Raw genomic sequence first — 7,255 nt, 5'->3', positions numbered from 1 at the left:
ATCAACTCGCTCCCGCAGAGTTTGAACGGCGGTATTTCGAGAGGCTCGAAAATATCTAGGCTAGCCGGGTCGATTCAAGCTGTCGATCTTTGCTTATAAGATGCACAAAGCTAAAAAAGAAGGGCAAAAATTTATAGAGTAATTTTTAACTACTTTATTTCGGCAAGAAGACGGACAGAAGGTGTGTTCCATCGTTGCGGCTGCCGCGTGCTCCTCGGAGGCGGTCACGCGGCTTAAACCGATTGCTAGGCCCTACTCCCCTGGCTTACCAGGAGTGCTGCACCTGGCGTCCTTGTAAGGACCACTGTCTTGAATCCAGCCGTCGCCTGGTTTAGTTTGTCCGCAGAACAGCTTGCCGTCTAGTTTGCTTTTCCATTGATACCACGGGGCTGAAGCGGCAATTGAAACCGCACTAACAGCGAATAACAGTACAGCAGTAATACCTAGATTCGTCTTCATACGTGTCTCCCATCGACGCTACGGTGTTGACTACCACTGGATGTCGCGGAGCCAGTGACTGATACAGAACTTTTTTCGGTAAGGCCCAACATTTGAATGAGAGGCTGGCTTAGCCAGTCCCGCTTGAATGAATGGGTTAGAACTCATAGTATGCGCCAATTTCTGTATCCATAAAAAATAGCTGAAAGTTCCTCACATATTGATTTTATAACGACACCTCAACTCTTTTAACACCACGGCAAACAGATACGTTTACCACCAATATTGCCTATTTGAACCGGCTTCGGCTGAGGTAGCAACTGTCCAGGATTATTGAATACAGAGTTTGGCCCACCCCAAATTTGACCAGGGTTACGAACAAATGAGTTACTACCACCCCAAATTTGACCAGGGTTGCGAACAAACGAGTTGTCGCCTCCCCATATCTGATTTGGATTATTGAATACAGAATTGGGACCGCCAGTAATTTGTCCAAAGGTCCTACCAACCCATCCATTTTTACCAATAAGATCATTATTATCACCGAAGCAACCATCTTGACCACCGATACCGTTAGAAAGGCACTTACTCAATTCTCGTGCTGTCAACCGCGAGCCCATACAACCGGCGGCGGCATAGGGCTGACCACCTGTTGATACAATGCATTGAACAACGATTTGCTGTTCTGGATTTAGTTGCAAGTTAAACATGTTTGCACCAGCACATGTTGCAAAGCCACTAGGATCTCCTTGTGATTGAGCTGCGCATTGAATAGCGACTTGCTGCTCTTGGCTAAGCTGTTTTCCAAAGAGCGTGCTCGCAGAGCAACCTGCAAACTTGGCCGCATCCCCAGCTGCGGAAGCAGCACAACCAAGTACCTTTTGTTCATTTGGCCCAAGTTTATTTTTAAGAAAGGCAGTTCCTGCACAGGTCATAAAAGAATCTTCATCGCCTTTAGTCTTCATTGAACAATTAACGAGAATTCGTTGATCATCAGACATTTTAATACCAGAATATGGCATCGCACATGCTGTAAAGCCAATAGCATCGGAGGTAGAAACTGCACAGTTCAGCATGGCTTTATGACTACTAGTCATTAATGGGACCGCCGCGCATTTACCAAACGCCACAGGATCAGTACTATTACCAGCACATTTTAGGAATGCTTGTTCATCCGCAGATAGGGACCTGTCCAAGAACGCGGCGCCCATACAGGACTTAAAATTGGACTCCCCTCCTTTTGCTTTGATCGCGCAGCCCACAGTTTTTTGTTGATCATTAGAGAGTGAATATCCTAAATTCGGGGCGGCGCAGGCTGCAAAGTTTGCTGCAGTGGTTGTAGAAACAGCACAATCAAGCACGGCATGCTCTCGAGGTGGCAATACAACTTTTTGACCAGCACACATTGCAAATAAATTGACATCCATACCTGCGCGTTTCGCACACTCCTGCGCTAAAAGTTGAGTATTTTTTATGCCTGGTGGAAGACCAAAACTTCCTACAGAAAATACACCCCCATTCATCGCATCAAGTCCGAACTGAGCTATCAGATTACAAGGTGTTGGGCCAAAAGGAGATAAACACATTAGCTCACCGTTGGGACCACGCTGCGGTAGAATCTGAGGTTGTTGCGCTTTGAACCCTTGAGGAACCGGATTGACTCCTGACTGCGCATGCATTACGTAAGCTCTAACAGCATCACATGGTCCAGGGCCTAAAGGACCCAAGCAAACCCCATTATTATTTAACACTGGCAAGTTCACTTGTTGCATGGCGACTTGGCGCGTCGCAATAAATATTTGTATTTGTCGACAGGGCCCTGGCCCCAAAGGGCCCTGACAAATGTCACCTACCACTGGATCTATGCCTATTCGGTGCAATTGAATAGTAACGGCGACCTCTTGGATCATCAAATATCGATGAACGTCTGCGCATGGCCCAGGACCTAAAGGCCCAGCACACATTGGGCCAAATATTGGATCAACTCCAATCTGTGGCGGAGGCGGAACAGCGTTCACGTTTCCCACCGATAAAAATCCAATGAAAAAAATCACGAAACGACAAAGAATTTGTTGCATTTGATTCTCCCATTTTTAAAGTCTTGTGTGGATGCTGAATCTTGCTCAATTAACACAACTTCATGCGACAGAAATCAATGTTTAAGACTACAAAGTAGATCAATATTATTTAGTTTGCGTCAATTAATCTTCTCAAATAATTGAGTGGTAACTCGCCGTTATTACGCGAAGGAACTGTGATCTTCGGACTATAAAGTTGAGCCTGTTTAATCAAGAATCCCACGCAATCATTTGCGGCCAAAGAGTATGATTTTTGAATTGGTTTGGTCTCATCAAAAGTAACTCCTATAATCTGCAAGGGCTGGGCGACTAGGCCATAAGACTTATCAAAGTCAGCCTTATTTACCTGAAGAGTCAAACATTCTTGTTTGATGGAGGTGTACTTCTCATCCATCAATGCGCCATCCGCCGTAACTAGACTCGTATAACTAAGCAGCGCCTCCCCAACGGAAAAAACTGTATGCCCAATTGCCCGGAAAACTCTTTTCCCATTTTTCGATGTTTCAGAGAAAGCAATAAATGCGTGACCTGGCAACCCAGGTTTGTCAGGAGAGGGTCTAGCGCAAAAACTAATCTCGCGAATTCCACCATCCCCATCAGTCTGGTTTCGCATATCAATAGTCTTGCTATAAACTTCAGATGAAATAAAGGATGCAGCAACAAACAGAGCAACTACAATGTGCGTCTTCATAGACTCACCCCTTAAGTAGTATTGTCGTTTCTGGAATTAAGGAAATGTAAATCCGCAACTAAAGCTATTACTGCCCATTTTTGCGTGTATTTTATTTATAAAATAATGTTGTTGGTCTAGGGTCTTTTAGCAATATTATGGAATTGCATTCAGCAATGCAAGGAAATGCAAAATTTATTTAGCAATCGCATGACCTCTCCAATAAAAAAGAATAGAAATACAATAAAAATCACCTCCAGCTTTACGGAATCAATATATGGACAGCATAACTTTCAATCTAGGCCCACTCGCTGACTCATTATCAGAAACCACTGGTTATAAGGCTTTAGTATGTGAATAGATTTTTTAACGCTTTCTGACCTAGATAAGTGTGAAGTGAATGAGGTGAGCTATCATATTTTAGTCTATGTTCAGTGATTAAATTGGCTACAAATACTTCCCATGGTTTAGACGTCAATATCCCTACAATAATGTTTCTGATATTTTTAATTTTAATAATTCGCCGATTATCATACGAGTCAATTAAATCCTGCACATTGGCCCGATATTTATGGTCAACATTACTTTTAGTCCAGTCGATTAATCGTTTTTTAAATGCATCAGGGGTGAGTTCATTTGCAGCTAAGGATTGATCACACAACAGTAAATTCTCCATTGCGTAACAATTTAGCCTAGAGCGACAAACAACTCCACTGTCATTAATTTCAGCTGTTGGAGAATCATCTAGATCACGTAATGAGAAAGCACGAACCTCATCATAGATAGTCGGGAGTACTTGATCTAACCATTTTTCCCATTCTTCCATTTGATCTACACTACCTACCACGCAAGGAGATAACTTTAGTAAGCCATTACTAGATCGCACCACTTGTTCTAAAACTCTTTTATCATCCTCCCCCTCAACAAGAACAATGGGGGATTTGTTAAAGGCTGCAGATAGAGGGTGCGTCCCAAAAATCGGCAGAACTTCTTCGCATATTTGATTTCTAGTGAATGGAATAAGGTTATGCTGATCTTTGGATTTTAAAGGAACGATTTGTAAATCCGCTTCGCTAGAGAACCCCGCAATAATTGCCGTGCTGTGCGTTGATATTACGACTTTGAAATTTTCTTTAGCCACATTTTCAACAAATTCAATAAACTTGTATTGAAGATCTGGGTGCAAATGCACGTCTGGTTCATCAAGCAATAAAATTTTGTCTGAAATTTCTAATTTTGAAAATTTCAAAACCTCAATTGCTAAAGCAATCAATTCCGACTCACCACTGGATAACCCATTCATCGGGATATCAGCGCTGTCATTTTTAGGTTGTACTGAAAAAGTCTCATCAGATCTGATGATTTTGATCGTAGACAAGAGATTATTGATCGAATCTAAAACCGAGTTGAATGTGTAATTAAGATTACGCCTAACTGGCTCAAGTAATTCAATTTCTCTAAGGATGAGTAATTCTAACCTCCTAAATTGCACTGCACTTTGCTCTTTAAACTTGGGGAAACTATTTAAACTTCCCTCATCTGAGGCCCATTTAACATTTTCGTTATCCATTGTTGCTTCAAGGCTAAGGTCATATCGAAGTACTCCGCCGCGTTCTGGATATATGTACCTAATGTTCTTATCATTCTTGAGCTTTCGGAGTAAGGTGCTTTTGCCGACTCCGTTTTTACCAAGGAGCACCACAAATCTCGAGTTCTCTATAATTTCTTTAATTTCCATTTAGTGCTTCGTAGTTTTTAATTTAGATCTATCTTTTCGTCCAACCAAAATCGCCACTTACCTTCAGACACTGCCTGAAGAGTTTCATTACAATTCTTATAGTTGGCAGCTAGCCTGGCGACAAGCTAACACCTGACCTTTGGCTCATTTAATCAAAATAGGTAAGTTATACCGTTTCGAAACTTTGTTAGATGCTTTGCGAATCTTCTCTTTGATTTTGTCAACTTTATTCCTATCCGCCAAGTTAAGGTCATAAATGTCCCCACCATCTACTCTTCTGCTAAATACTATTTTTTGGATATCACTTATATGATTTTTTACATCATTTAAAAATTTAGTCATTACCTCATCTCGAAAATGGACAGATGGCTTTACACGTTGAGAACCATTTACAGTTCCCATCGTAATTAACTCGGTTATTTCTTTAAACGCTTTGTTCATGTCAGTAATGCTACCTTCGCAAGCCATAGAATGTCTAATAGCAGAACGATCAAGCGAATAAAGTATAATTGTCAGAGAGCTTTTATCATCCCAAGGATGCAAAGAAGAATAATCCACATGCCGCTGAATTACATTTTGTAATGCCAGTGCCTTATCTAAAGTAGCTTTATTCAGGTACTGCTGAATGAAGTACTCGGGCCCGACAACCATACAGTTTTTTGGTACTTTCACATTAGCATGCTTGCAGAACCCCACAATATAGAGAGTAGGGTACTGATCTTGTAAACTGGGTTTGGTGCCATCAGTTTTGGTGTACTGCGCGAGTGTCTTTTTAACTTTCTCGCTTGTAGCATTAGTAGTTACCTGCACAGCTATTCTGTCGTTTTTGTTTTTATTACCATCAACCAACGAAATGTCGCCAGGCTCTTCCGCTAAATCTATCCCGGGAAAGTTCTTTTTTAACTGATTCATGTTTTGGAGCTTTGCAATTCCAAGTGCCTCAAACATATTCAAGACTAATGCCTCAACAATTGCTTCCATTTCATGAAAACCAGCCTTTTGCCTGTTCTCGATTCGAGTCTGTATATAAGCAATACTCGCCTGGATTTGTTCGATGTAGGCACCTATTTCATTACGCATTAATTATCCTTGATACATATTATTTAATGACTTGAAAGCATCGCTGACTCTGCTCTACTATCCAAACCGGAGAAATTGCCAAGATAATCGCAACATGTTTTATTGAACAGCAGAATTTAAACCACTCCACCAAAACTGATCGCACCTAGCATTTTCTGAACCTCAACAAATCCAGAGGATGATTCTGCCACAACGATAGGAGCGGCTCCTAACAAGGCATGGTATTGATTGAGCCAAGACTCTGCCGCCGACTCAGAACCAAAGGTATCAATCGCTAGAGATCGAATCTTTGCCAGATTTTGTGCAGGATTAGATTCAATAGTCATGAAAACCTCAGCGGCACAATGCGTAACCACTCCCCCAAGACATCTTTAAGGCAATGCTGGCAAATGTCGACTGAAATTCGATTGCCATCACCAAAAATCGAGCAATATCCGCCCACTCGATCAATGGAAACGAGTTCCTCCGCCTCTCCTCCCTGAGCTTCGGCTTCACGGCCACAACGATCACAAACGTAACCAGATATTTCCTGAACCACTTTTTCTCGAAATTTTTTCATCATGTCGCTCCTTCACTGTTGGCTCAATCATGCTCGATTGACAGAATACTCTTGCATACTAGATTGATTAAATTCAACCAAAGACTCTTCGATCACATATATCCCGTAATCAGTAAGGGATGCCTCAAATGCATTAGCCTTGATCAAACTTTTAACCACCTTGGCATCTACTCCCAAAATCTCGCCGGCATCTTCTGATGAAATCATGCCAGAGAATTTTTGCGCTAGCCTAGAAATGGCTTCATCAATTTGTGAGCGCTGAAAGAGTAAAGCACCTGGCTTCTCACCTGCGATGCCAACAGGCATAATCTCCCGAATTCTAATGGCTTCGATTAATGCGGCCTTGACGACTGAGGGCCCCAGCTTCTTGAGCAGAATCTGCTTTAAACTGATGTACCGAATATCTTGTGGTGAATTGGAAATAAACTCCACACCGTCCACTAATTCACTTCTCAACCGCTCTACATCACGCTCATGAAATAGCTTCATTGGATTGGTCATGAAGTGTGCCTGGTAATACCCCTTTTGGCGATATACATTCAAAATGGCCACCGGCAAATCCAACCGTTCCGCAGCTTCTTTAATTGTGAGGCTTTGGCCTGCGGCAAACTCAAATGGACTACCCACGCTTTGATAGACACCGTTATAGTTTAATTAAACTGAACGGAGTAGATGATGGCAAGGGAACGATT

7 protein-coding genes are annotated in these 7,255 nt (G+C 42.1%); all 7 read right to left on the bottom strand.

What is annotated here, in order from left to right; translation table 11 throughout:
* Positions 1-686: 686 nt before the first annotated feature.
* The 7 genes from INP78_RS14470 to INP78_RS14440 all read right to left on the bottom strand — a co-directional run bounded on the left by INP78_RS14470 (position 687) and on the right by INP78_RS14440 (position 7,190).
* Positions 687-2,516 carry a hypothetical protein gene (locus INP78_RS14470; protein ID WP_194742911.1) on the bottom strand — a complete coding sequence of 610 codons (1,830 nt, stop codon included), beginning with the start codon at positions 2,514-2,516 and terminating at the stop codon, positions 687-689.
* 109 nt (positions 2,517-2,625) lie between these two features.
* Complete coding sequence (locus tag INP78_RS14465; RefSeq protein WP_194742910.1) at positions 2,626-3,207, bottom strand: hypothetical protein; 582 nt, start codon at positions 3,205-3,207, stop codon at positions 2,626-2,628.
* Positions 3,208-3,532: 325 nt separating this feature from the next.
* Entirely contained in the window at positions 3,533-4,924 is a 1,392-nt protein-coding gene (locus tag INP78_RS14460) for an ATP-dependent endonuclease (RefSeq protein WP_194742909.1), read from the bottom strand.
* 144 nt (positions 4,925-5,068) lie between these two features.
* Positions 5,069-6,004, bottom strand: coding sequence for an SMEK domain-containing protein (locus INP78_RS14455; protein ID WP_194742908.1), 936 nt, complete (start codon positions 6,002-6,004; stop codon positions 5,069-5,071).
* A gap of 116 nt (positions 6,005-6,120) precedes the next feature.
* Positions 6,121-6,330, bottom strand: coding sequence for an MbcA/ParS/Xre antitoxin family protein (locus INP78_RS14450; RefSeq protein WP_194742907.1), 210 nt, complete (start codon positions 6,328-6,330; stop codon positions 6,121-6,123).
* A complete protein-coding gene (locus tag INP78_RS14445) occupies positions 6,327-6,566 on the bottom strand; it encodes a hypothetical protein (RefSeq protein WP_228522928.1) in 240 nt (79 codons plus the stop codon). Before INP78_RS14445 ends, INP78_RS14450 begins: the two co-directional genes overlap by 4 nt.
* Positions 6,567-6,590: 24 nt before the next feature.
* The gene (locus tag INP78_RS14440) at positions 6,591-7,190 is read right to left on the bottom strand and encodes a hypothetical protein (RefSeq protein WP_194742906.1); all 600 of its coding nucleotides are present in this window, start codon (positions 7,188-7,190) and stop codon (positions 6,591-6,593) included.
* Positions 7,191-7,255 lie beyond the last annotated feature (65 nt).

The sequence above is a fragment of the Methylophilus sp. 14 genome, from assembly GCF_015354345.1.
Taxonomy (GTDB): domain Bacteria; phylum Pseudomonadota; class Gammaproteobacteria; order Burkholderiales; family Methylophilaceae; genus Methylophilus.
This window is presented reverse-complemented; position numbering and strand designations above follow the sequence as displayed.

Bases quoted from the DNA above. Each gene is read 5' to 3' on its own strand.
- INP78_RS14470 (WP_194742911.1), bottom strand. From the start codon at position 2,516: ATGCAACAAATTCTTTGTCGTTTCGTGATTTTTTTCATTGGATTTTTA.
- INP78_RS14465 (WP_194742910.1), bottom strand. From the start codon at position 3,207: ATGAAGACGCACATTGTAGTTGCTCTGTTTGTTGCTGCATCCTTTATT.
- INP78_RS14460 (WP_194742909.1), bottom strand. From the start codon at position 4,924: ATGGAAATTAAAGAAATTATAGAGAACTCGAGATTTGTGGTGCTCCTT.
- INP78_RS14455 (WP_194742908.1), bottom strand. From the start codon at position 6,004: ATGCGTAATGAAATAGGTGCCTACATCGAACAAATCCAGGCGAGTATT.
- INP78_RS14450 (WP_194742907.1), bottom strand. From the start codon at position 6,330: ATGACTATTGAATCTAATCCTGCACAAAATCTGGCAAAGATTCGATCT.
- INP78_RS14445 (WP_228522928.1), bottom strand. From the start codon at position 6,566: ATGATGAAAAAATTTCGAGAAAAAGTGGTTCAGGAAATATCTGGTTAC.